Origin of the sequence: Hymenobacter cavernae (genome assembly GCF_014641455.1) — a bacterium.
Classification (GTDB): Bacteria; Bacteroidota; Bacteroidia; order Cytophagales; family Hymenobacteraceae; genus Hymenobacter; species Hymenobacter cavernae.
Genome location: NZ_BMHT01000007.1, coordinates 145,875 through 169,146, shown reverse-complemented (window position 1 = coordinate 169,146; position 23,272 = coordinate 145,875). Strand labels below are relative to the sequence as shown.

Genomic DNA, 23,272 nt, shown 5'->3' with positions numbered 1-23,272 from the left:
AGGCAGAGAAATAGGCTTGTTCGTGGCCTTCATGGCCCCTGAACACGGCTAATGGTTCTCAACTTGGAGTAAACGGATTATCAGTTACTGATTCGTTGGAAGGATTATTAAACCTTGTAAATATGTAGTATAAGAACTCAGCATTACCAGTAAAGGTAATTTTGCAATTATTAAACTTATTATCTCCAATTAAATCAATATCGGCCTTATCTATAATCACATCACAATCAGACACATTAACATCTTGCAAAACTTTCCCATCTAAAATTATTTTTTGACCTTCAATATCCCCCCTTAAAGGGACTTTGATATCTGCATGGTTATTCAAAACGAAGCCAATATACTCTATATCTGCGGGCGAGTAATTACCTATTGGTAGTGCGAAAGCCCTTCTAGGTGGAAGACCGGCTGGTTTCGAAAAACCTAGGATGAGATTAGTTTTAGCAAGTATACGTTCATCAGGTTCACCTGAATTTGCCTCGAATACCAACTCACCTTTCTTATTATACAGGTTAGCAGTTATTGTTGTAATCCAAGACTCAAATTCTTGGTTTCCTTTTCCTATAGCCTTTTGGAATTTAGTCTGAACTTTAAGTATTAACTTTCCAGTACTATCTGAAATGGCATACCCGGCATTGTCTCCATAATGAAAAGTAAAGTTATGTTGATTATTGATTATATTATTCTTGTCTAAACTGAATAGTAGTGCTCCTTCTGAATCAAAAACCCTCCCACTAATAAGAGGCATTGGAGATTCATCAAATGGCTCCATACCTATAAGAAAGAAATCATCTTCTGATCCTACCGCACCAATAGCGAATGCATTAATAAGATTGCCAGCTATTAAGTAATTATTGTAATCCCCAGGGTAGAATCTACCTCCTTTTATTTCATGTGTTTGCATGTGTTTGGTTGTTATATTCTGAGAGTGGTACTTACAGTAATTTTTTCGTTGGTGCGGTAAATAAAATGCTAATTTTTCCTATTGCGAGCCTGTGGGCTAAGTTCCACTATACACCACCTTCTGTCTAAAGCCTATTCCCTCATTTATACATAAATTAATATATTATTAAATCATTATATAATTATATAAACAAAGACGCCAGGTATACAAACGTAGGCGGATTTAGAACAAGGCAAAAAGGTACTTTTTGCAACATGTGATACCCATGTGATACCTGATAAAAGCAAAAGCCCCGTAAGTGCTTGACTTACGGGGCTTTGCAATATCAAAACGAGGTTTCGAGTAGTCCGTAGGGGAATCGAACCCCTGTTGGTAGAATGAAAATCTACTGTCCTAACCCCTAGACGAACGGACCATTTTGTTGTATTATTGCCGTCCCTTGTTCGTTTTGATGGTGCAAAGATAGAGGTGGGAGCTTTCACCGCAATACCTGTCCCTAAAAAAATCTCGTATCGAACACGAATAAGCTGACTTTCAGGCAGAAAAATTTCACTCAAACACTGCATCAGCAGCATTATATTGGTCTGCTTACCGAAAACCCAGGCTCCAAAATTGGTTTTTGGATGAGAAGCCGGGCTCCGGCAGCGACTTCTTGACTCTACCGGAGCTGCCTGCCTACTCTCCATCAGTAGCGTCAACCTTCCTACTGCGGAAGCACGACGCACCTAGCTTTTGCAGCGCTTTTATTCAGCGCGTCAGAATCAATGCGGGTGTGAAATTGTTATACCCTCAATCCCGCGATGCGGGTAGAGGACCTGACTGCGCGTAATTTTCTCTGATTTGGCGAAGTTAGACCATCCTCATACCTTAGCCCCGCGTTTTCATCCGGCTCATTGGGAGTCGCTAAACCAATTTCTTTTATGGCTAAAATTAAAGTTGCCATCAACGGCTTCGGCCGCATCGGTCGTCTCACGTTCAAGTCGCTGCTCGGGCGTGACAACGTGGAAGTGGTGGCCATCAATGACCTCACGGATAATAAAACTCTGGCTCACCTGCTCAAGTACGACTCCGTACACGGCCGCTTTGATGGCACCGTAACCTACGACGAGGAGAGCCTGACGGTAAACGGCCAGCGCATTCACGCTCTTGCTGAGCGCGACCCGAAGCTTCTCCCCTGGGGCGACATGGGTATTGACGTTGTTCTGGAATCGACGGGCCGCTTCGTTGACGAGGCTGGCGCAGGTCAGCACATCACGGCTGGCGCGAAGAAAGTAGTTATTTCGGCTCCCGCTACGGGCAACATTCCCACGGTTGTGCTTGGCGTGAACGAAGATATCCTCACCGGCGACGAGACCATTATCTCGAATGCTAGCTGCACCACCAACTGCCTGGCCCCGATGGCGAAAGTGCTGGACGAGGTGTTCGGCATTGAGAAAGGCTACATCACCACGGTGCACGCCTACACTTCTGACCAGAACCTGCAAGACGCGCCGCACAAAGACTTGCGTCGTGCTCGCGCCGCGGCTTACAGCATCATCCCGACCAGCACTGGCGCTGCCAAGGCCGTTGGTCTGGTACTGCCCGAGCTGAAAGGCAAGCTGGATGGCCTAGCCATGCGTGTTCCGGTGCCGGATGGTTCGATGACCGACCTGACCGTAATCCTGAAAAAAGAAGCCACCAAGGAGCAAATCAACGAGGCGCTGAAGCAGGCTGCTGAAGGTCCGCTGAAAGGCATCATTGAGTACACCACCGATCCGCTGGTGAGCATCGACATCGTGGGCAACACGCACTCTTGCATCTTCGATTCGGCGCTTACGTCGGCTAATGGCACGCTGGCCAAAGTAATTGGCTGGTACGACAACGAAACCGGCTACAGCACGCGTACGGCCGACCTCATCCAGAAGCTGGGTGAGAAAATGGCTTCGTAAGCTAGCTTTTTGTATTTTGTGGAAAGCCTGCCCTTTCGGGCGGGCTTTCTTTTTTGGTAGGTTGCCGGCCGTTTTCGGCCAGTTTTCCCGTATTCCGCTGCTATGCCCAGGCTTCGTATCTGTTTTATTCTGAATCCAAACTCGGGGACAAACCGCCGGCTGGATGTGCCTACCCTGCTGGCGCAACACCTCGACCTAGGTGTAGTAGACTATGAAATTTATCGAACAGAATACGCGGGCCACGCGGAGGAGCTGGCGCGCCGAGCCGCGGCGGCCGGCTTCCGAATAGTGGTGGCGGTGGGCGGCGACGGCACCGTGAACGAAGTCGGGCGCGGGCTGCTGGGCACGGGCGCTGCCTTGGGCATTGTTCCGCGCGGCTCCGGCAATGGTTTGGCTCGCCATCTGCGCGTGCCGCTAAACCTAGGGGCCGCTATCCGGCGCTTTAATGCCCCTAGCTTTCAGCACATTGACGTAGGCAGCATCAATGGGCACCCTTTTTTCTGCACGGCCGGGCTGGGGTTTGACGCGCACGTTAGCAAGTGCTTCGCCGCGGCGGGCACGCGGGGTTTGACAACCTACGTGCGGGTGGCCTTGCGCGAATACCGGCATTTCCGACCAACGTCTATTGAGGTTAGGTTTGGCGAAAAGCTGTTGAAAACCAACTGCTACGTGCTGGCTTTTGCCAACGCCGCTCAATACGGCAACAACGCCTATATTGCCCCGTTGGCCGATATTCGCGACGGACTGCTCGACTTGGTTCTCATTGATGCCCTCCCCCTCTGGCGAGCGGTGCGCGTGGGCCTAGGTTTGGCCATCGGCGACTTACCCAGATCCGGCGCCGCCGACTTCCACACGGCTCGCCAGGTGCAGGTGCAAGCGGCTACGCCCCTCGGCTTCCACATTGACGGCGACTATGTAGGCGAATCCTCTATTTTTGACGTAAACCTAGCTCCTTTGGCTCTGGAAGTAGCCACGTAAGAGTGGATGAGCGGCTGAGTGACTGAGTGTTGTTCAACGACTTATTCAGTTATTCCGCTGCTCAGTTACCATAAATCAAAGCTAAAGAAGAGCACGGCTGACCTACTTACGCAGTTGCTCCGCTACTCAGTTACTCTATTCTAATCCTATGAAAAACCGACGCAACCGGGAAGGCGTGGTGTATTCCACCAGCTCCGATTTCGAATACCAGCACCAGAGCGAAGAGGAAGCCGCTACGCTGCCGCCTCAGCAGCAAAACCTCCGCGTGCAGCTTGACAAGAAGTCACGCGGAGGCAAGCAGGTGACGCTCATCACCGGCTTTGTGGGGCGCGATGCGGATCTGCAAAACCTAGGTAAGGCGCTGAAAACCAAGTGCGGCGTGGGCGGCAATGCCAAAGACGGCGAAATCCTGATTCAGGGTGACTTTCGGGATAAAGCTCTGGCCGTGCTACTAGACCTAGGGTATAAAGCGAAAAAGGCAGGAGGCTAGGTCCGCAGGAATTGCAAGGCCCGCGTGACATCATCCGGCGTGTCAATCCCGATGGTTTCCAACGTTGTTTCGGCCGTCTGGATGCGGAAGCCGTGCTCCAGCCAACGCAGTTGCTCCAGCGACTCGGCTATTTCCAGCGGCGACGGCGGCAGGCGGGTAATCTGCTCCAGAATGTCGGGGCGATAGGCATAAAGGCCGATGTGGCGCAGGTAGCGATGATGCGCCAGCCACTGCTCGGGCGCGTGCTGGCGCTGGTACGGCAACGGGTGGCGGCTGAAATACAAGGCCTGACCGCGCTGGTCAATCACCACTTTCGGCAAGTGCGGGCTGCGCAACTCTTCCTCCGTCAGGACGGGTTTCACGAGCGTAGCAATCTGGGGCGGCGGCGTAGCGGCGAAGAGCTGCACCAGGGCGTCAATCTGGGCAGGTTGCACGAAAGGCTCATCCCCCTGAATATTCACCACGCAATCTACTTCAGCACCTAGGTCGAGCTGCTGATAAGCCTCGAATACCCGGTCGGTGCCGCTCGGGTGATCGGGCGACGTCAGGACAACTTCGCCGCCAAAACCTAGGACGTGGCGCTGAATCCGCTCATCGTCGGTGGCCACCACCACGCGGCCCAGCGACGACTGCTGAGCCTGCGCCACCACGCGTTGGATAATGGATTGTCCGCCCAGATCGATGAGCGGTTTACCGGGCAGGCGGGAGGAAGCGTAGCGGGCGGGGATAATGCCGAGGGCGTTGAGCATAGCAGAACAGGACTGAGAACCGTGCTGCAAAAAACGCCGAAATTTCCGGTATCTACCTAGGTCAGTCGGGTTTGCAGCCAGAAAAGCTACTTTATCCGGATTTAGCGCCAAGCCAAGCCGGCGTAAGCGGCCTTGGGCTAGGATTATTTTTTATCTTTCCGCCTACTTTATCCCGTCTTCCGCGCGGGGCCAGGCCCCGTTGCTGGCTTCTGCGTGCTTGCTGCGCACCTTCTCTTATGACTCGTTTTTTAGTGCTGCTTACCACGTCTTTTTTCGTTGGTTTTACGGCGTTGGCCGCTCCCCGGCCTGTTGCCCCGGTCGATTCGATTGGAGTCATCTACCAAAACAACAAAATGCTGATCAAGCACCGCGTGAAAGCCGGTGAAACCCTGTACGGCATTTCCAGGCGCTACAAAGTGCCCGTTGACCAAATTGTGGGGGCTAACCCGCAGATCAAAGGAGCGTTGTATTCGGGACAGGTAGTGCTGGTACCCCGCACGCGAGTAGTGCTTACTCCCGCCCCGGCAACGGCGACCCGCCCGGTGCCAGCAGCTCCGCGCCCAGCTACCGCTGCACACTCCCCTACGGCACCGGCAGCCAAACCTACAGCTCCCGCGCCCGGCCTGCACTCCGACGCCGTTGGCAATCAAGTGTATGTGGTGCAAAAAGGTGAGACACTCTTCTCGACCGCCCGCCGCTTCAATCTGGCGCCGACTGAGCTAGCCCGCCTCAATCACCTGCCCGTGACGTACGGCGTGCGGGTGGGGCAAACGCTGATCATTGTGCCCGCCGACGGTGCTCCGGCCAGTGCTAAACCAGCCCCAACCGAGCCGACTGGTGCAGCAAACCCGCCCAAATCGACCCCACCAGCGCCAGCTACCCTGCCCGAGCGCCCCGATGAAGAGGAGCGCAACAAAGAAAACAGCACTGATGCCGCTATCACATCGGCACCTAGCAACAACGAAGAGCGGGCACCCGAGCGGGCCAGCGAAATTGTGCATCGAGTGCGGGAAAATGGCCTCGCTGCTACCATCGAAGGCGCCGTAACCGACAAGTACCTAGCCCTGCACAAGACGGCGCCGGTGGGCACCATTATGCAGGTTCGCAACATCATGAACGGCCAGTCGGTGTACGTGCGCGTAATTGGTCAGCTACCCGACACGGGCGAGAACAGCAACATTCTGGTGCGCCTCTCCCCTCGCGCCGTGCAGCGCCTCTCCATGCCAAACAGCCGCTTCCGCGTCGAAACCTCGTATGTACCGTAGTCAGTTAACATCTATCAATTAACATTTACCAGTTATCAGCACTTGCCAATCTAACCTAGGTTACTGGTTTAGTATAAACTGGTAAATGTTAATTGGTAAATGTTAAATGAAATGAATACTGCTCAGCTTCGTAAATTTCTTGACGACCACTACGACCGTTACGATCAGCCGGCTTTCATTGCGAATGATCCGATCAACATTCCGCACCGCTTTACGCAGCGGCAGGATGTGGAAATCAGCGGATTGTTTGCGGCTTTGCTTGCCTGGGGGCAGCGCAAGACGATTATCAGCAAGTGCCACGAGCTGCTGCGCCGCATGGATGATGCGCCGTATCAGTTCATTATGCAGCATTCCGACGACGACCTGAAGGGCCTGCTCGGCTTCTGCCATCGCACCTTCTGCGACACCGATCTGCTGTACTTCGTGCATTGGCTGCGCTGGTTTTACCAAAGCCACAGCACGCTGGAAGAGGCATTTCTGCTCGGCAGCACGCAGCGCGAGCGACTGGAGAACTTCCACAACCTCTTCTTTAGCTTGCCCGACGCGCCCCAGCGCACCCGCAAGCACGTAGCGACGCCCGCCCGCGGCTCGGCCTGTAAGCGCGTGAATATGTACCTGCGCTGGATGGTGCGCCAGGATGCACGCGGCGTCGACTTCGGCCTGTGGCAACGCCTGCCGATGGCCGATCTTATCTGTCCCTGCGACGTGCATGTGGAACGTGTGGCGCGCCGCCTGGGCCTGCTCACGCGCAAGCTGGTCGATTGGCAGGCTGCCGAGGAACTTACGGCGCACCTTCGCACCTTCGACCCGAATGATCCGGTGAAATATGACTTTGCTTTGTTTGGGCTAGGTGTCGAGGAAAAGCGACAACAAAGCTTATAAAGGTTTACGACCTAGGTTTCTGCGTTCTTCCTGGTCGCAATTGCCGGGCGCTAGCCTACCAGCCAACGCTGTGCTTCCTGCTCGTAATGAAACAGTTGGTACGAGAAATCAGGAAACTCGGCAACTGTCAGGGTGGCGTCTCGCATGAGCGAGACGGTGGCCAGCCGCGTGAATACATCCTGCCCAACGACAATTGCGGCCCGGCTAGGTCCCAGTTGGGAGGCGGCGTGCGGCAGCCAATCGGCGCGAAACCAGGATTGCACTTCTGGGCTGGAGGATTGCATTCGCTGCTGGTTGACCAAGATGCGGCGCCAGCCAGTTTGCAGTAAGTAAGTCAGCACTCGGTCAAATAATTCGACAATCATTGCATCCTCCCGTTGGCCCTCATTCCAATGCAGATGAAGGTATTGGCCGGCCTGCTCTGCACGCAACGAACCGGCTGTATTGGAGTGCACCAACATAGAAGAAGTCATTCGGTTCGGCAATAAAGCGTGTTCAAAGGTACGGGAATAGCGTTGTCGGGCAAGCTGTAGGTGAGTGAAAGGCTTCGATGAAAAGCGCCCGGAGCTTCTTGGTGGTATAAGCAGTACGCGTAGTTTTGCGTAGTTTTTATTAGCTTTTCCCTGTTCTGTTCAACGCGAGTATGCCGCTTTCCACTCACCTGGTTTATTACGAGAATGCCGTTGGGCGCGTGAGTGAGCACGCCAACGGCTATGCCATTGTGCAGTATAAACCTGGCAAACGCCTTCTAGGCGACTTTCAGGCGCTTCTTACGCACCTAGGTCACCTGCTCCAACGCCGAAGCTGGCACAAGGTGCTCACCGATCAACGGGCCATGACTCCTTTCACCGATGAGGAGCGCCGCTGGATCCGGGAGCAGTGGTTGACCACGCAAACCGAAAGGCACCAAGATGTTATGGTAGCAATGCTTCTACCTGAAGATGTATTTGCGCGCTTGGCTACCAACTTGGTGATGCACGAAGCGCAGGAAGGCATTCTGCACTACCAGATCTTTCAGGACGAAGTTTCGGCTGCCGCATGGCTTCGGCAAGCTCCCTAAGCAGGCTAGCTTTGATGGTGTCCGCTCCGAGGACTACAGAAACAGCCGGCACGTGCTCTGGCGCTAGCCAATACCCTCACTACAATCCGTCTGGCTGTCGTTGAGCAGCCAACGCAACGCGGTTTCTTCCCGTTGGAAAAGGCAGTACTGTAGCTCCGAAACACTGCTGATAGCCAAGCTACTCTCTCGCATCAGCGAGACGGTAACAAGGCGGGTGAATACGTCCTGCCCAACAACAATTGCCGCCCGACAGGTGCCGATTGCCGCTACTGCCCTAGGTAGCCAGTTGGTGCGAAACCATAGCTCCACTTCCACACTTGCCGGCTGCATCCAGCGCTGGTTGATCAGGATTTTGTGCCAGCCCGTTTCCTGGATGTAGCGCAAAACGTGGCTGAACATCTCCTGAATCTGGTAATCTTCACGTATTCCTTCATTCCACGTCAGGTGTAGGTACTTACCTTCTTGGTCAGCACGCAAAGTGCCTGTTTTGTTGGAATACACTAGCATACAGCAATAGGTGAGTCGGACAGTTCAGGGGGAAATGAAAGGTAGTAAAGATAGGCAAACAAGCACATCCTTGCCATAGTATCGCTAAGCTTGCTTTTTCAGCGACTACGCAGGAGCCGTCGGCCCCGCACATAGGCAAAGCGCACGAAGATGAGGAGCAGATCGGGTAACCTGGCCCGGATAACGGTAAGCAGGCCCTGTCCCTGTCCGTAGCCGGGGTTGGCTTCGAGGAAATACGCTACATGCGGGTTCCGTTGCGGGTCCCAGACCAGCGGCGTGGTTTCGCGGGTTATCCAGCTCACCTGGCGCACCCTTGGGCTAGGCGGGTTGACAGGTGCCAGCTGAAAATCGTCGGCCAGGGCCTGGAGTAGCCGCTCGTAGGCCCCGGGCGTGGGCTGGTTGCGGTTAGGCCACACGATCGGGCAATAACGGGCAGCCAGCGCGTAGCTCGAAGGATGCACAAAAGACGCAAAGATGTAGGCAGACCAGCGCCAGTGCCGCAGGCTAGCCCCAATCATCTTCGCCAGGACGTGCAAAATGGTCAGGTCGGAGCCGCGGTAGTTCTCCAGAGAACCCATTTCCATGCGAAAGATCAACACGGGCTTGCCTTGCAAGGTTTTACGGAAGGCGTGCAGAGCCGTGTAGCCCACCCACTCGCCGGCGGACGTCTGGCGTACATATAGCCACGTACGCCACGCCGCGGAAAAGACAACGTACTGGCGGAATGCCTCGTACGGGACACCCGAAAAAATGCGACTATGTAAAGAATAGAGGCATTGACTCAAGGCTTCGCGTTTCTCTGGAGCAAGCTGCTGCAACACGAAACGCCGCGTACGAATAAAAGAAATAGACACTTGTTCTTACCTGTTAAGTATGCTTATCAGGGCGAAGGTAAATTGTATTATTTTAAAAATATATAAACAGGGATTTCTCCGAGCGAAGCACACGCAAGAAGCGGTGCCACGCACTCAGGCGTAACACCGCTTCTTATGCTTAACAGCCAAAGCCCAACTTTGTGAAAAGCTAGCCTACTTCCTACTCGCCACCGCTCTGCGACTGGCTTGTGCCGGCGGGGCACATGGTTAGATGCTTGATGCTAAATCTCAATTGAATAGGTAAGCTTTTAGAAGGTATAGATTGAAACGCTACCCCCTACTAGCTTTTGCTGTTCTAACAACAGGGCTCCACTTGCAGGGTGAGCTAAGTAGTAGCGAGTATCAGGATTAGTCTTTGCCGTTTTCTGATGCATCTTCCAGATTGCTGCATACAAAGGATCTTCTTTGGCAGCCGCAGCTAGCTCCCGAGATTCTACGTTAGCGCTAGTTCCTTGCGTAATCCAAACAGGAGGAACATAGCTTATTTCTGTTTCTTCTGACCCAAGACGCCGTTCCTTGACTTCAATCGGACGGTAGATGAAGGATTTATACTTCAGCTCTTTATCAAATTTCAAAAAGAACTTTCCGCCACCGCCCATTATCACACCACAGCTAATTGTAAACTCCAAATTACCAGTGACCGGATCAGGCAGGAAGGTGCACGAACGATACATTTTCCCACCGCTGAATGCATTTTTCTGGACTTTGCTTAGCTCTTTCGGGTAAGCTGTCTGGTATTTGCTACGAGCTACGCCATTCAGATCATAGCGATGCATGAACAGCCCTTCATTATCATCACCATAGCCATAATCCTGTTTTCCTTCACTCCCATGCGAGTACTCTCCGTAGATAACTACATCACCAGTGGCATAATCTAGGTAGAAGTCACCAAAGCCTCCAGTTATCAGGTCGTATTCATCAAAGGTGTATTTGCTCGTACTATGCTCCCGGTAGATGTGGCTTTGTTCCACTGCTTGCTGGAAACTACCCGAATAGATTGGGTAAGTTCCTTTTTCGAGGCCGAGAGTAGTCACAAAGCCTCCTATTTTCTGTCCGTCATTGTTTACTACCAAGACCTCAAACTCGACAGGCATACGCGAAAAATTATCTTTTTTGCTGTGCCCTCTCAAGCGTCTGACTAAGTAAGACTGCCCTGAGCGATGACCTAGGTAGCACCAATCGTTATAAAATATATTAGACTTCGTACGCTCAGGTGTAGCTGGCAAGCCTAATGTGATGCGACGTCGAGTTTTTTTGTTGAGATCATAGACCTCCAAAAAGTGTTCTGTTTTATCTTCTCGCTCGTTACGTTCGCGCGCTATTTTGTAATAAGCACTGCCTTCTGCAAAATGAGCCATCACACGTCGCTCTACCTTTTTCTCTACCGTAGTAGGTGCAAATACCGCACGTTGTAGCTGACCACTTTCATCAAAATGCTGTACTACTGTACTTCCGTGTTTCAGGGCTGATTCCTTTTCCTTCTTATCGACATCAGATAAGAGGACTTCTACAGTATAGAGGTCGGAACTATTAGTGAATACATCTACTGGATTTAGGAAGCTGGATAAGGCCTGCCGCTCCCGGCCAGACTGGGTACTTTTGCCCGTGCCAATACCTAGCACAATAACCTCAGGCTTGGCAAACTGAAAGCGGCTGATTTTACCCTCCCAAGCGGTCTTTCCAGTTGCCTGGAGCAGGAGCACACGCACATCGTTCGATTCACTGGAGGAAATAAAAACTGCTGTTTTGTTATCGGCGAGTTGCACCACGCCGCCCAAGGCTTCCTTTGGGGCTAGCTTTACATTGCCTACCAGCGTTTGAGCAATGCTAACGCTTGTGCAGGCTAATAGACTGAGCAGTAAGCTGCCCATCCTTATGTATGATCTCAGCATAAAAAGATGAATAAAGTAGGAGTAGTATCTAGAACGTTTTGCCCATAGTCACATGTAGCTCTTGCAGCGACAGTACCTCAACCGACCCCTCGCTGGAATACACATTGTAGAAACGTGTAGGGCGTAAGTCGCCGCTCAGGCGCAAAAACCAATCGGCTTTGTCGGAACTGTACACGCCTTCCAGCATGGCGCTGGGCGAGCGGAACGGAATGAAGAAGTAGCTGGCCCGGTAACCTAGGCCGGCTCCCACCCCAAAGCTTTTCTTTGACTTCTTAGTAGCTTTGGCCCCGTAACGCCACGTTACGTATTCAGGGAAATCAAGCAGCAGTCGCGTATTAAAGCCATCTATTTTTTCCGGAGCACCTAAGATGCCTGCACTCGCATTGAGCGAAATGCCTACCGAGTGTTCGGGACTAAACTTAAGAATTGGGGTATCAAAACCTAGACTCAGCGCTAAGTGAATAGCTTTGGCGTTGACAGTTTTCAGCCTATACGTTTCATTCACAGAACCAGGCATGTAGGACGGATCAGCTTCAGGGGCTGAACTGCGAACCAGCACAGCACCCACGCCATAACATCCGGAAAACTTGCTGACTTGCGCACGCGCGCTTAGAGTCGCCCCTGCTGCCAGCAGCAGGACGCTCACTATTTTTTTATACATCGTTAGTTATAGTGAAAACGAGAGACGGTACCCGAGTCGCCCACGGCGAAAAAGGTGCTGGCATCAGAGAAATCAGCCGCACGGTAGTTGTGCCGGATTGTAGTACCATCAGGCCCCAAGACCTGCACCCAAGGTGAGTCGTACTTGCTATATTCCTTATGCTTACGAATGATCGACCAATCGCCAACGGCTACGATGTTATCCTGCCACTGTGCTAGCCCTCGAATCGTGAAGGTATTGCTTGGATGAACGCGGTAGATGGTCCAGTTGCTGGTAGTTGTGCTACCCGGAACAGGAAATACTTCCTGAAAGCCCCCGCCCTCAATACCCGTGTTTTTGGCTCCTCCTACCCACACAAACCCTTTCCCATTACGATAGCGCACAACGTCGTACATATTGGGAAAGCCGCCCAAGGAGTTTCGATCCCAATTTAATCCACCGTTAGTGGTTTTGTAGATAGCATATTCCGAACCTACTGCCACCCCGGAATCGGCGGAGGTGAAGGATACGGCGTGCAAATCGAGCCTAGGATACCAGTTGTAAGCGTTTTGAGAACTCCAGCTAGCTCCCCCATCGTTGGTCCGCAAAATGGTATTATCGGGACCTACCGCGTAGCCTACCTTGGCGGTGACCAGCTGAATATCCTCCACAGGAAGGTATTCTTGCCTTTTCCAACTCACCCCACCATCAATGGTGCGGTACAGACCAGTGCTGGTACCAGCCCAGCCATTAGTAGCAGATGTAAATAGTAATTTATTTACATCACCCAGTACTTTCTGACTTCTATCCTGCCACGATTGCCCGCCGTCTGTCGTTGCCAGGATGATCCCCTGCGCACCTCCAACAAAGCCCTGTGTAGCAGATATAAAATCAACAGTAGCTAACGTCTGGGGGCGAATACTAGCGGGTACAGCCAGGTCTTCGAACCGCATGGTAGAATATGTATCGAGAATGTTTTTTTCCTCTGAACAACTTCCTAAAAACGCAGCTATTACTATACTAAGTAATACTTTCTTCATCAATTATGTTTTTTATATATAGTAATTTATCAAAGTTATGTACTCTCCCATGTATTTGAAACAACCCCCTACAATTATTTTTTAATAATTGTACTTTTACAATAAATTAAACTACATATCAAGTGCTAATCGTAGCATGAGCCAAAATAAAAGCGGTGCCACGCGCTCAGGCGTAACACCGCTTCTTTTGCTCCAACAGCTGAAACCTAGCTTTGTGAAAAGCTAGCCTACTTCCTACTCACCGCCTGTAGCCGACTGGGTCGTGCCGGCGGGGCGCACGGTTGGGTACTTGATACCTAGCTGCTCCAGGTACGTTTTGTACTTCGCCGGATTGTAGTAGTACTTCTTCATCTCGGGCCGGAATTCCGCCATGATCTTTTTATTCAGCTCGATAGCGGGCTTGTCGGTTTTGGAGATAAACGGCGTGTACTTGGTGTCCTTGGTCTGCACGTCGTTGAAGTAAGACCAGGCATTTTTGATGATTTCAGGCTTCACGAGCATGTCGAGCAGCGTCATGGCTTCGGCTTTGGCGCCGGCCGTCACGCCTTTGTGGGCGATGGGTGTGGCCATAGCAATGGCATTGGCCCAGTGGTGACCAGGCAAGCCCGGAATGTTGGCCGGGTAGCGCAGCACAATGGTGGGCACGTTCCAGGAAATATCCGCAATATCGTCGGAGCCGCCCCCGATGGAGTTGTTGTCGGGCTTGCTGAGGCTGTCCAGGGTCATGGCCAGACCGTCGATGGGGCGCCCGCGACGGTCGGTTTTGGGTGCCTTCATCTCGACTTGCGTGGCGCGAGCCAGAGTCTGATCATCAGGCGTCCAGGTGGGCAGACCGACCATTTTGATGTTCTCGTACATCACCTCGGCCATGGGCTTGTTCATGTGGCCCGGCCAGGCGCTACCCAGGATTTCATACGTCATTTCCGTGTTGGTCATCATCGTGGCGCCCTGGGCCATCTTGATGCCGTCCTGGTACATCTGCATGATCTTGGGGTAGGTTCGGTCGCGGAAGTAGTACCACACCGACGCCTTCGAGGGCACCACGTTGGGCTGGTCGCCGCCGTCGGGGATGACGTAGTGCGAGCGTTGGGTCACCTCCATATGCTCGCGGTGGAAGTTCCAGCCAATGTCCATCAGCTCCACGGCATCGAGGGCGCTACGGCCACGCCACGGTGCTCCGGCCGAGTGCGCCGCCTGCCCATTAAAGTTGAACTTAACGGACACAATACCGTTGCCGCCTACATCGCCCCACGATACCCCTAGGTTATCGCCGACGTGGGTGAAGATGCAGGCATCTACGTTCTTAAAGAAACCGTCGCGCACGTAGTAGGCTTTCGCGCCGAGCTGCTCTTCGGCCACGCCCGGCCACAGCACCAGCGTCCCCGGAATCTTCTCACGCTGCATGATCTTCTTGAGCGCCAGCACCGCCGTGATGTTCAGCGGCTCGCCCGAGTTGTGGCCTTCGCCGTGGCCGGGTGCTCCTTCAATGATGGGGGCATGATAGGCTACGCCGGGCTTCTGCGAGGCTTTCGGAATACAATCGATGTCGCTGCCAATGGCAATAATTGGCTTGCCAGAGCCCCATTTCGCCATCCAAGCGGTCGGAATACCGGAAACGCCTTGCTCGATGGTAAAGCCATTTTTCTTCAGAATATCGGTCAAGTAGCGCGAGGTTTCCGTTTCCTGAAAACCTAGCTCCCCGAAGCTGAACACCATATCCACCATTTCCTGCGTGGATTTCTGCTGCTTGTCGATTTCAGCCACCATCTCTTTTTTGAGCGCCTCCAGCTTGGCCGGCGACATCGTGGTTTGGGCAGCGGCCTGCCTAGGCGCGAGGGCGCCCACTAAGCCGGCCGTGGCTAGCACAAGGCCAGCGCGGCGGAAAAGATGCGGTAGTTTTCTTTTCATGGGGAGTAGTGGTTGGTTGAGGTTGAAATGTAGCGCGAAGCTGGAGCTTCGCGCATCGTTGCACGGAATCGTTGTGATGTAGCACGAAGCTGGAGCTTCGCGTATCGTTGCACGACCAAAACCTAGCAACGATTTCGTTCAACGACACGCGAAGCTGGAGCTTCGCGCTACAGGCTAATAAGCTAGGTCATCATTCAGGAAGTCCATAGCGGGCATGCCGATGGGCGCGCCGGGAGGCATCGCGGAAGCAGCCGGTGTTAGGAATTTTTCGGGGCTTTCGCGGTACTTGCCGATCTGGTCCAGGCCAAACAGCAGGTTGGCTTTCTGCCTGGGTTCGGCCTTCGCCACGGTGGCGCTCATCCATTGCTGAAGATCATCAACTTTCAGCAAGGCCGCGCCGCGCACGCCGGGCGATGCTTTTTCGTTGGCAGCTAAAGCTAGCAAGTATTTCAGGGTGAGGTTGTTCACTACTACTTGCAATTCACCATTGTAGCCAGAAGCCAGGGGCGTTTTCCAGGTTTTATCCAGCAGCTTGTTCATCACGGGCAGCAAGCCGGGCTGGGCCGCGTCGCGGGCGTGGTACTCGACGAGGCGCGCCGCCCGTTCCGGGTTCAGAATGGAGGAAATCGTCTCGTTAGCCGCCGATTCGGCCGCGGCCAATGGGTCGAAGGTGGGGCCGGTGTAGCCGCTGAACGTTTCGAGGCCGCCGGGGAAGCCTGAAGGGCGCGGCGGAATCTTCTGAATCAGTTTTTCGGGCAAGGCTAGGGCCTGCGGCGCTACGGTAGCCATCAGGGCATCGAAGGCGCGCCACTGCTCGGCGGGCTCCACCATGCGGGTGATGGTTTGGCCGTCGTTTTTCACGGCGTGGGTGAAGTACAAGCCACCCAGCGACTTGGCCGTGGCCTCAATCTGGTAGCGGTGCAGCAGGTACATGGGCACCAGCACCTCCTCCAGCGTAGCCATCGGCATATCTTTCTGGATGGCCTTCTCCGAGAAGTTATCCAGCACGTGCCGGCGCACGGTCATCAGCTTGTTGAGCTGCGTCACGGTGTTTTCGCCATCATCCCACTGGTGGGAGTTGGGGTGCACGTAGCCGCCAATGTCCGGGATGAAAATGTGGCCCTGCTTCAGGGTTTCCTGCATGATTTTATCCAGCGCCTCGTCCTCGTTCGTGCCTTTTGGGAAATCCTGGTAGCCCCAGAGCACGGCGCGCTTGTCCCAACTGCCAATGCCCGTGGCGTAAGCGTCCGACACGTCGATGGTGCCATCGGCCTTCAGCGAGAAGCGCGGAAACGGGTAGTCCATCACCGACGTGCGGCCTTTCGGACTAGCGGCAAAGTTGTGGTAGAAACCTAGGGTGTGCCCGATTTCGTGGGCCGAAAGCTGACGAATGCGGGCCATGGCCATCTTCTCCATCTTGTCGCTCACCGGCTTGCCGTCCTCGTAGGGTTGCAGCAAGCCCTCGGCAATCATGTAGTCCTGGCGGTGACGGTCGGAACCTAGGGTCACGACACCTTTGATAATCTCGCCCGTGCGCGGGTCGATGTACGAAGAGCCGTACGAAAAAGCCCTCGGGCTACCAGAGCGGTTCACCCAGTTCACCACGTTGTAGCGGATGTCCATGGGGTCCGCGCCGGCGGGCAACTCCTTGATCTGAAAGGCATTCTTATATCCGGCCGCTTCAAATGCCTGGTTCCACCAGGAGCCGCCCTCGATGAGCGCTTTCTTAATCGGCTCCGGCGCGCCACGGTCGACGTAGTACATAATCGGCTCGACCGGCTCGCTCATCGCAGCCTTCGGGTTTTTCTTTTCTAAGCGGTGCCGCCGGCTGTAGCGCTTGGTAAGCTGCTCGGTCATCGGCGCCGAAAAGTCCATGTAGGTGAACTGGTTGAAGCCCGAGCGAGGGTCAAACTTGCGCGGCTTGTAGTTGTCGTCGGGCAGCTCCACGAACGACTGGTGCATGTTCACCGTCACCGCGTTCGGGTCGGGCGCGATGTCGGAGCCACCTCCGAAAAAGCCACGCCCCGCTCCAGTCGGACCGCCCGTGAACGTTATCATGGCCTCGAACTCCGTGTTTTTGGGGAAGTTCCTGGTGTTCTCCAGATAGACCGCCGAGCGTGATTCGTCGAAGCGATACGGCGCATTACCTGCCCCGCCACCGCCTGCCCGACCGCCACCCACGCCGGGGCCAGCATAGCTAGGTGTACCTAACCGGTCGCCGATTTTCTGGCTGTCGCGCACCAGGAATGGTGTTAAGTCCAGCAGCACTTTGTCGCCTTCTATCGCGGCGGGGTTGAAGCCCCAAATCACCGATTTGGCAAAGGCGTTTTCCACGGCGTGCTGCTCATCCGGGTTCTTGGCGCTGGCGCGGTAGCCGTACACGGGCTCGACCAGCATGATCTTGTTGCCGACGCGCGTAAACTTGGCAATGGCCGAGGACGCCTGTCCACGCTCCGGCCCACCCGAACCAACACCGTCGGTAAGCGAGCCGAAATACAGGAACTCCTTACCTAGCTTGTCTACCTCCAGGTAGATTTTGCCGCTCTTTTCATCGTAGTAAAAAGGAAAATAGCCGTCGAATTTCTTCATGCCCTGCGTGACCGATGAGATGGATGCGGCGGGCTTGGCTTCGGCTCTGGGGGCGGGATTGGAAGGGTTGTTTTGGGCGACAGAAACCTGGCCGAGGGCCAACATTCCTACCAGCAAGGGTCGAGTTATTCTCATAAAGTGTTCGGGAAGCGGGGTTTATGGTTGTTGAGCTAGCTTGTCAGGCGAAAACCGACAATTTCGAGGTAGAGACACATACTTGGGTCTCCTCGTTGCGGATGTTGTGTACCTAGGTTGTTCCAGGTTGCGTCGTTCTAGCGCCAGTCGTTCGAAGATGAGACTCAAGTATGCGTCTCTACATGCCGACCTAGCTAGGTTCATTATAAGTCCTTGTTGGAAGAAATCTCCGCGTTTGGAATGGGGAAGATGTACTCCGGCTGCGAAGGCGTGATAGATGGCGCCGTGCCCTTGCTCGGAATGGGTAGCAGGTTGCGCAACAGGTCGTTGGAGCGAAACCCCTCCCCTAGCAGCTCGATGCGACGCTCTGCCCAGATGGTGCTGGTGAGGTCTTTGGCCGTAGCGGTAGCGCTGGCCGGAAACGTGTACTTCGCATCGGAGCGCTGGTGCACGGCCGTGAGCAGCGCCGTTGCCGTCTTCAGGTCGGGCGCGCTTTGCCGGGCCAGCGCTTCGGCGTAATTCAGCAGCACCTCGGAGTAGCGAATCACGGGCACGTAGTCGAGATACGGATTCACTTTGCGATATTTCATCAAATACACCGCCGTGCCGGAAGTGCGCAGCATGGTGCGGCGCGCATCATCCTTGCCCCACAGCGCGTTGCCCAGAATGCCGCTCGGGTTCAGGTTGTACTCCTGGTTGAAGTTGTACTCGTAGCCCAAGGAGCTTTGCCCGCTGATGTTATCCAGTTCGGTCATGGGCATGGAGAAAACGGACTCCGTGGAAGTGTAGTTGGTCGTGAATAGCGTGTTGATATCGGCCTGGAGCTGGTGCGCTACGCCGTCGGAAGCTTTGTAGGGCGCCGCTTCCGACACGATTTTTTGGGCTTCCGTTACCACTTTGTCGAACTGCCCCATGTTCAGGTACACGCGCGTTTTGAGGGCAATAGCCGAGTTGCGGTGCGCGCGCGAAGTGTTCAGCAGATCGGAGCTGTATTTGAGCGGCAGAGCCGCTTCGGCTTCATCCAAATCTTTGATGATCTGGGCGTATACCTGGGCTACCGTGCTGCGAGCCAGGTTGTTGTTTGTGGTGGAAGACTCACCCTTCATGCGCAGCGGCACGCCCGGTGAAGCACCCTGATCTTTCACGTACGGCTGGCTGTAGAACGTAATCAGGCTGAAATAGCAGAGCGCCCGCACGAACTTGGCCTCGCCCACGTACTGCGCCGTGGTAGCCGCATCCACCACGTTGGGGTGAGCGGCCAAACCGTCAATCAGCAGATTAGTCAGGTTAATAGTAGCATACGCGCTGCTCCAGGTGGTCAGCGCATCGTTGGAGCCGGAGTTGATGGTGTGATTCCAGGCATCGTAGCCGGTAAATACGTTTTGCAGGCGGTTGATAAACTCCTCGCCGCGAATGTCGCTCAGCATCGGGAAGCGCCCGCCGAAGAAGTTGCCCGATTTCAGGCCGGCGTACATGCCGTTCACCTGCCCGAGCACCCGCGCCGGCGTGTCAAACAAGTATGCGTCCTGAAGCGAAGTCTGAGGCACCGGGTTCATGATGTCCTTTTCGTCGCAGGCTGTGAGACCTAGGGTAACCGTCAGCGCCAGACAGGCCAGGCTGGCTTTGCAGGCAGTTGATTTAAAAGTATATAGAGCCATTTTTTCAGTTTCTGCTAGGTGATTTTTACTAAGTACCTCGTGCTTTAGCGGACTTATGTATGGTCGTTCTAGTGGGGCGCCTCACCCCCCGGCCCCTCTCCGAAAAGGAGAGGGGGAGCCAGGCGTTAATGAGCAATGAGCAGTGAACAATTGTTCATTCTACATTGTCCATTGTTCATTGTCTCTCGGCTCCCCCTCTCCTTTTCGGAGAGGGGGCCAGGGGTGAGGCGCCCCGCCTGAACGTACTCGGACCGTGAAGTCAGATCAGAATCCGACGTTCACCCCGAAGGTGAAGGTGCGACCCTGCGGGACGGAATTTTTATCCACGCCCGGCGTGAGGTTGTTGTTGCCGTTCGACGAGATGTCGGGGTCGGTGCCGGAGTACTTGGTAAGTAGGAAAGCGTTAAATACCTGCGTATAAACGCGCACTGAGCTGATGCCCGACTTAGGGCCGAACAGCTTCACCGGCACGCGGTAGCCCAGCGAAGCCGTTTGCAGGCGGATATAGTCGCCCTTTTCCACGTTCTCGGAAATCGGGAAGGAAGAGCCGTTCGACAGCAGGTCGCCGTAGACGACGCGCGGGATATCCGTCACCTGGCCGGGCGTGGTCCAGCGCTCCAGCACTTCAGTGGTGTTGTTCCAGAAGCGCTGGTCGCGCCAGGTGCCTTTGCTACCGTTCATCACGTAGTTGCCGCCCGAGTAGGTGAAATTGATACCTAGGTCGAAGTTGCCGTACGTGAAGGTGTTGTTGAAACCGCCATAAAAAGTCGGTAGCGCGTTGCCCAGCAGCTGGTAGTCGCTCACGCTGATGGCGGGCGCCGCCGAGCCATCCAGGTACGTCCAGCGGCTCTGGCCCGACGGCACGGCGTGGTTGTACTGCACTTTCTGACCTTCCTTATTGATAAAGATTCGCTGCCCGTTTTCGGGGTTCACGCCGTCCGTTTTGGCCCCGTAGAGGCTCCCTACGGAGTAGCCCACGCGGGTGATGTTACTGGTTTCGGCGGTGGCGCTGGTGGTGCCTACAATCTCGGAGCCCTGACCGTATAGCTCCGTTACGCGGTTTTTGTTGTGGGTGTAGTTCAGGTTGGTTCTCCAGCTGAACTTGCCGCGCTCCATTATGCTGGCCGTAATGCCCACCTCAAAGCCGCGGTTGTACATGGCGCCCACGTTTTGCAGAATGGCGTTGTTTGGGATGCCCTTCGAAGGCGACTGGGGCACGTTCAGGATCAGGTCGTCCACGTTGTTGCGGTAGTAGGTCATGTCCAGCTGCACCCGGTCATTGAACAGACCTAGGTCGGCGCCCACATTGGTTTGCTTGCCGGTTTCCCAACCTAGGTCGGAGTTGCCGCCCTGCGAAAAGGCCCAGGTGGCCGCTGAGCCATACAGCCCCGAGTTATACAGCGTCAGCGAACCATACCAGTTGTTGAGGTTGGCGTTGCCAATCCGGCCCCAGCTGGCGCGCAGCTTCACCCCGGTCATCACCTGCGCCAAGGTCGAATTGCGGTAGAACGCCTCTTCTCCCAGCGACCAGCCTCCTGATACGCCCCCGAAATTGCCGTATTTCTTCCCTGTGCCCAAGGCCGAGTTGCCGTCGCGGCGGAAGTTCACCGTCAGGAAGTACTTCTTGTCGTAATCGTAGGTCAGGCGGCCGAAAACCGAAACCAATGCTTTGTCGCCCAGCGAGTTGATAGTGGTACCACCCGGCACGATAGCGCCGTAGCTACCCTGGTACTCATCAAAGAAATCATCGGCCACGTTGCTGCGCGTGGCGCCCCACGCTGAGCTGGCAACCTTCTGGCAGTCATAACCCACGAGCAGGCCAATGCTGTGCTTAGCCAGCAGCGTGGTCTGGTAACCTAGGGTGTTCGTGAAATCGGTGTTGTTGAGCATCAGGCTCGTGTTGGTAGCGTTACCGCCAACGCCCACTGCACTACCGTAAGCCGGACCGTGCACCCGACTCTGGAAAGTAATATTCTCGATCTTCAGGCGGTCGACCCCGTAGCTGATCCGGTAATTCAGCCCCTTGACAGGGTGAAAATCGGCGACGAAATTGCCAATGATATGGTCGTTTTCTGACGTATACTTATTCAGATTCAACACTGGCACGGGGTTGTAGAAGTTGCTCGCTACCTGGTTATTACCCATGCCGATGGCGTTGGCAGTGGTTATGTTATAAGAGCCATCAGGGTTGTAGACGGGCACATTAGGCGCCGATATCCAGGCCAAGCGCGCCGAGCCAACGATGCCAAAGGCATTGCCCTCCAACGAACCCGTGTTGGGCGAGGAGTTCAGGGTGTTGTTATAGTTCGCATTGCCGGTCAGACTTAGCCAGGGCGTCAGCTTGTGGTCGAGGTTGAAGCGGACGGCTTTGCGGGTAAACTCGTTGGTTTTAAGGATGCCTTTTTGCTTGCTGTAGTTGGTCGAGAAGTAATACTTAGTTGTTTCCGAGCCACCCGACACACCTAGGCTGTGGTTCTGCGAAAAGCCCGTCTGGTACACTTCCTTGTACCAATCCGTGTCAACGAGCGAGCCGTCAGCGTTATACATAGGAAAGAACAGCGCCGAAGGCACCGTCGGATCGTTCTCTTTGCCCGTCAGGATCTTGGCGTTCAGCACCGCCTCGTTCTTGATCATCATGAACTGCTCGGCGTTCAGCAGTTTGGGCAGGCGCACGGCTCTGGTCACCCCGGCCCAGCCTTCATAGGTTACTTTCGGCTTGCCCGCTTTGCCGCTTTTCGTGGTAATCAGGATAACGCCGGCTGCCGCCCGCGAGCCGTAGATGGACGTTGAAGCAGCGTCTTTCAGCACGTCAATCGACTCAATATCAGCGGGGTTTATATCACCCAAAGGATTGTTCGCCACCGTGCTGCTGCCGGCCACGTTACCCGTATTGATCGGAATACCATCGACCACTACTAGTGGGTAAGAGCTAAGCGAAATCGAGTTGATACCGCGAATTCGAATCACCGGCGCGTTGTTCAGCACGCCGTTGGGCTGCCCAATACTCACGCCCGTGGCCTTTCCGGCCAGCCCCTGGTCGAAGCTCTGTACCGGCAGGTCCTTCACCACGTCGCCCTTCACGCGCGCGGCCGAGCCAGTAAATTCTTCTTTGGATTGGGTGCCGTAGCCAACTACCACTACATCAGCAAGTTGTTTAGCATCAGCGCCCATCTTCACGTTGACGGTCGATCGGCCATTTACCGGCACTTCCTGGGTGCTATAGCCGATAAAAGAAAAAACCAGCGTGCTTGTTGGCTCACATTCCATTGAGAAAGTGCCATCGCCGCTGGTTGTCATGCCTTGCGAAGTACCTTTTACGAGGACCGTGACGCCAGGCAAAGGCGAATTCTCACCTTCTGTCACTTTCCCGCTAATTTTTTGCTTTTGCGCAAGCGCTGCTGACAGCGTACAAAGGCACAGAAAAAGTAAGAGTACTAATCTTTTCATGCTTTGGACTTTAGGTAGATGGATGGTTTGATTCTGATTTTTTAGAACAGCATCTGCCCCGACAGAGTCTGCGCACGAGGCACCCATTTCAAGTATAAATTCTTGAATATCAAAGTACTATATTACCTATTCACATCTGAAAGCCTTCCGAGTCGCACGGCAAGCCGAGCGTACTGGTTGGGCAAAGCAGTAGCAGGGCACACGTCTGGTGCCTAGGTAAGCGGTGGGATTTGCGGGGATGTTCAGAGCCAAAGACTCGTGGTCACGATCTACCAAGCCAGGTAGTCGGTCGCACGGGCGTACTAGGGTAATGCGCGGGAATTGG

18 protein-coding genes and 1 tRNA gene are annotated in these 23,272 nt (G+C 54.4%); 6 read left to right on the top strand and 13 right to left on the bottom strand.

Annotation, left to right across the window (positions count from 1 at the left end; genetic code table 11):
• Positions 1-58: 58 nt before the first annotated feature.
• Positions 59-904: a hypothetical protein gene (locus tag IEX74_RS18725; protein ID WP_188815559.1), complete on the bottom strand. Its 846-nt coding sequence runs from the start codon at positions 902-904 to the stop codon at positions 59-61.
• 343 nt (positions 905-1,247) lie between these two features.
• Positions 1,248-1,319 (bottom strand) — tRNA-Glu (locus tag IEX74_RS18720).
• A gap of 505 nt (positions 1,320-1,824) precedes the next feature.
• Here IEX74_RS18720 and gap point away from each other — a divergent pair.
• From gap to IEX74_RS18705, 3 genes are all read left to right on the top strand, one after another.
• The gene (gene gap, locus IEX74_RS18715; RefSeq protein WP_188815558.1) at positions 1,825-2,832 is read left to right on the top strand and encodes a type I glyceraldehyde-3-phosphate dehydrogenase; all 1,008 of its coding nucleotides are present in this window, start codon (positions 1,825-1,827) and stop codon (positions 2,830-2,832) included.
• A 102-nt stretch (positions 2,833-2,934) separates the two neighbouring features.
• Positions 2,935-3,810, top strand: coding sequence for a diacylglycerol/lipid kinase family protein (locus IEX74_RS18710; RefSeq protein WP_188815557.1), 876 nt, complete (start codon positions 2,935-2,937; stop codon positions 3,808-3,810).
• Positions 3,811-3,958: 148 nt separating this feature from the next.
• Positions 3,959-4,300 carry a translation initiation factor gene (locus IEX74_RS18705; protein ID WP_188815556.1) on the top strand — a complete coding sequence of 114 codons (342 nt, stop codon included), beginning with the start codon at positions 3,959-3,961 and terminating at the stop codon, positions 4,298-4,300.
• Here the strand turns inward: IEX74_RS18705 and kdsB are convergent.
• Positions 4,297-5,049 carry a 3-deoxy-manno-octulosonate cytidylyltransferase gene (gene kdsB, locus IEX74_RS18700; RefSeq protein WP_188815555.1) on the bottom strand — a complete coding sequence of 251 codons (753 nt, stop codon included), beginning with the start codon at positions 5,047-5,049 and terminating at the stop codon, positions 4,297-4,299. The genes IEX74_RS18705 and kdsB overlap by 4 nt on opposite strands.
• Before the next feature lie 236 nt (positions 5,050-5,285).
• Here kdsB and IEX74_RS18695 point away from each other — a divergent pair, with 236 nt between their 5' ends.
• Together IEX74_RS18695 and IEX74_RS18690 are read left to right on the top strand one after the other, a co-directional pair.
• Positions 5,286-6,314 carry a LysM peptidoglycan-binding domain-containing protein gene (locus IEX74_RS18695; protein ID WP_188815554.1) on the top strand — a complete coding sequence of 343 codons (1,029 nt, stop codon included), beginning with the start codon at positions 5,286-5,288 and terminating at the stop codon, positions 6,312-6,314.
• Positions 6,315-6,425: 111 nt separating this feature from the next.
• Complete coding sequence (locus IEX74_RS18690) at positions 6,426-7,196, top strand: TIGR02757 family protein (protein WP_188815553.1); 771 nt, start codon at positions 6,426-6,428, stop codon at positions 7,194-7,196.
• A 50-nt stretch (positions 7,197-7,246) separates the two neighbouring features.
• Here the strand turns inward: IEX74_RS18690 and IEX74_RS18685 are convergent, their stop codons facing one another.
• Positions 7,247-7,669: a hypothetical protein gene (locus tag IEX74_RS18685; protein WP_188815552.1), complete on the bottom strand. Its 423-nt coding sequence runs from the start codon at positions 7,667-7,669 to the stop codon at positions 7,247-7,249.
• A gap of 170 nt (positions 7,670-7,839) precedes the next feature.
• Here IEX74_RS18685 and IEX74_RS18680 point away from each other — a divergent pair, with 170 nt between their 5' ends.
• On the top strand, positions 7,840-8,256 hold the full coding sequence (locus tag IEX74_RS18680) for a hypothetical protein (RefSeq protein WP_188815551.1): 417 nt from the start codon (positions 7,840-7,842) through the stop codon (positions 8,254-8,256).
• Between the two features lie 63 nt (positions 8,257-8,319).
• On the opposite strand, the gene IEX74_RS18675 is transcribed toward IEX74_RS18680, so the two are convergent.
• The 9 genes from IEX74_RS18675 to IEX74_RS18635 form a co-directional block, all read right to left on the bottom strand.
• The gene (locus IEX74_RS18675) at positions 8,320-8,733 is read right to left on the bottom strand and encodes a hypothetical protein (RefSeq protein WP_188815550.1); all 414 of its coding nucleotides are present in this window, start codon (positions 8,731-8,733) and stop codon (positions 8,320-8,322) included.
• 128 nt (positions 8,734-8,861) lie between these two features.
• Positions 8,862-9,617, bottom strand: a complete 756-nt coding sequence (locus tag IEX74_RS18670; protein ID WP_188815549.1) for a hypothetical protein — start codon at positions 9,615-9,617, stop codon at positions 8,862-8,864.
• Positions 9,618-9,886: 269 nt separating this feature from the next.
• The gene (locus IEX74_RS18665; RefSeq protein WP_188815548.1) at positions 9,887-11,509 is read right to left on the bottom strand and encodes a hypothetical protein; all 1,623 of its coding nucleotides are present in this window, start codon (positions 11,507-11,509) and stop codon (positions 9,887-9,889) included.
• A 49-nt stretch (positions 11,510-11,558) separates the two neighbouring features.
• Positions 11,559-12,047 carry a hypothetical protein gene (locus tag IEX74_RS18660; protein ID WP_188815547.1) on the bottom strand — a complete coding sequence of 163 codons (489 nt, stop codon included), beginning with the start codon at positions 12,045-12,047 and terminating at the stop codon, positions 11,559-11,561.
• 146 nt (positions 12,048-12,193) lie between these two features.
• The gene (locus IEX74_RS18655; protein ID WP_188815546.1) at positions 12,194-13,123 is read right to left on the bottom strand and encodes a WD40/YVTN/BNR-like repeat-containing protein; all 930 of its coding nucleotides are present in this window, start codon (positions 13,121-13,123) and stop codon (positions 12,194-12,196) included.
• Positions 13,124-13,444: 321 nt separating this feature from the next.
• Positions 13,445-15,013: a peptidase dimerization domain-containing protein gene (locus IEX74_RS18650; RefSeq protein ID WP_229755385.1), complete on the bottom strand. Its 1,569-nt coding sequence runs from the start codon at positions 15,011-15,013 to the stop codon at positions 13,445-13,447.
• Positions 15,014-15,292: 279 nt separating this feature from the next.
• A complete protein-coding gene (locus tag IEX74_RS18645; RefSeq protein ID WP_188815544.1) occupies positions 15,293-17,842 on the bottom strand; it encodes a zinc-dependent metalloprotease in 2,550 nt (849 codons plus the stop codon).
• A gap of 203 nt (positions 17,843-18,045) precedes the next feature.
• Positions 18,046-19,500, bottom strand: coding sequence for a RagB/SusD family nutrient uptake outer membrane protein (locus tag IEX74_RS18640; protein ID WP_188815543.1), 1,455 nt, complete (start codon positions 19,498-19,500; stop codon positions 18,046-18,048).
• 264 nt (positions 19,501-19,764) lie between these two features.
• On the bottom strand, positions 19,765-22,947 hold the full coding sequence (locus IEX74_RS18635) for a SusC/RagA family TonB-linked outer membrane protein (RefSeq protein ID WP_188815542.1): 3,183 nt from the start codon (positions 22,945-22,947) through the stop codon (positions 19,765-19,767).
• Positions 22,948-23,272: the final 325 nt, after the last annotated feature.

What these genes read in the sequence shown, in the direction of transcription:
- IEX74_RS18725 (WP_188815559.1), bottom strand. Translation starts at nt 904, where the DNA reads ATGCAAACACATGAAATAAAAGGAGGTAGATTCTACCCTGGGGATTAC.
- gap (WP_188815558.1), top strand. Translation starts at nt 1,825, where the DNA reads ATGGCTAAAATTAAAGTTGCCATCAACGGCTTCGGCCGCATCGGTCGT.
- IEX74_RS18710 (WP_188815557.1), top strand. Translation starts at nt 2,935, where the DNA reads ATGCCCAGGCTTCGTATCTGTTTTATTCTGAATCCAAACTCGGGGACA.
- IEX74_RS18705 (WP_188815556.1), top strand. Translation starts at nt 3,959, where the DNA reads ATGAAAAACCGACGCAACCGGGAAGGCGTGGTGTATTCCACCAGCTCC.
- kdsB (WP_188815555.1), bottom strand. Translation starts at nt 5,049, where the DNA reads ATGCTCAACGCCCTCGGCATTATCCCCGCCCGCTACGCTTCCTCCCGC.
- IEX74_RS18695 (WP_188815554.1), top strand. Translation starts at nt 5,286, where the DNA reads ATGACTCGTTTTTTAGTGCTGCTTACCACGTCTTTTTTCGTTGGTTTT.
- IEX74_RS18690 (WP_188815553.1), top strand. Translation starts at nt 6,426, where the DNA reads ATGAATACTGCTCAGCTTCGTAAATTTCTTGACGACCACTACGACCGT.
- IEX74_RS18685 (WP_188815552.1), bottom strand. Translation starts at nt 7,669, where the DNA reads ATGACTTCTTCTATGTTGGTGCACTCCAATACAGCCGGTTCGTTGCGT.
- IEX74_RS18680 (WP_188815551.1), top strand. Translation starts at nt 7,840, where the DNA reads ATGCCGCTTTCCACTCACCTGGTTTATTACGAGAATGCCGTTGGGCGC.
- IEX74_RS18665 (WP_188815548.1), bottom strand. Translation starts at nt 11,509, where the DNA reads ATGGGCAGCTTACTGCTCAGTCTATTAGCCTGCACAAGCGTTAGCATT.
- IEX74_RS18660 (WP_188815547.1), bottom strand. Translation starts at nt 12,047, where the DNA reads ATGCCTGGTTCTGTGAATGAAACGTATAGGCTGAAAACTGTCAACGCC.
- IEX74_RS18655 (WP_188815546.1), bottom strand. Translation starts at nt 13,123, where the DNA reads ATGCGGTTCGAAGACCTGGCTGTACCCGCTAGTATTCGCCCCCAGACG.
- IEX74_RS18650 (WP_229755385.1), bottom strand. Translation starts at nt 15,013, where the DNA reads ATGTCGCCGGCCAAGCTGGAGGCGCTCAAAAAAGAGATGGTGGCTGAA.
- IEX74_RS18645 (WP_188815544.1), bottom strand. Translation starts at nt 17,842, where the DNA reads ATGAGAATAACTCGACCCTTGCTGGTAGGAATGTTGGCCCTCGGCCAG.
- IEX74_RS18640 (WP_188815543.1), bottom strand. Translation starts at nt 19,500, where the DNA reads ATGGCTCTATATACTTTTAAATCAACTGCCTGCAAAGCCAGCCTGGCC.
- IEX74_RS18635 (WP_188815542.1), bottom strand. Translation starts at nt 22,947, where the DNA reads ATGAAAAGATTAGTACTCTTACTTTTTCTGTGCCTTTGTACGCTGTCA.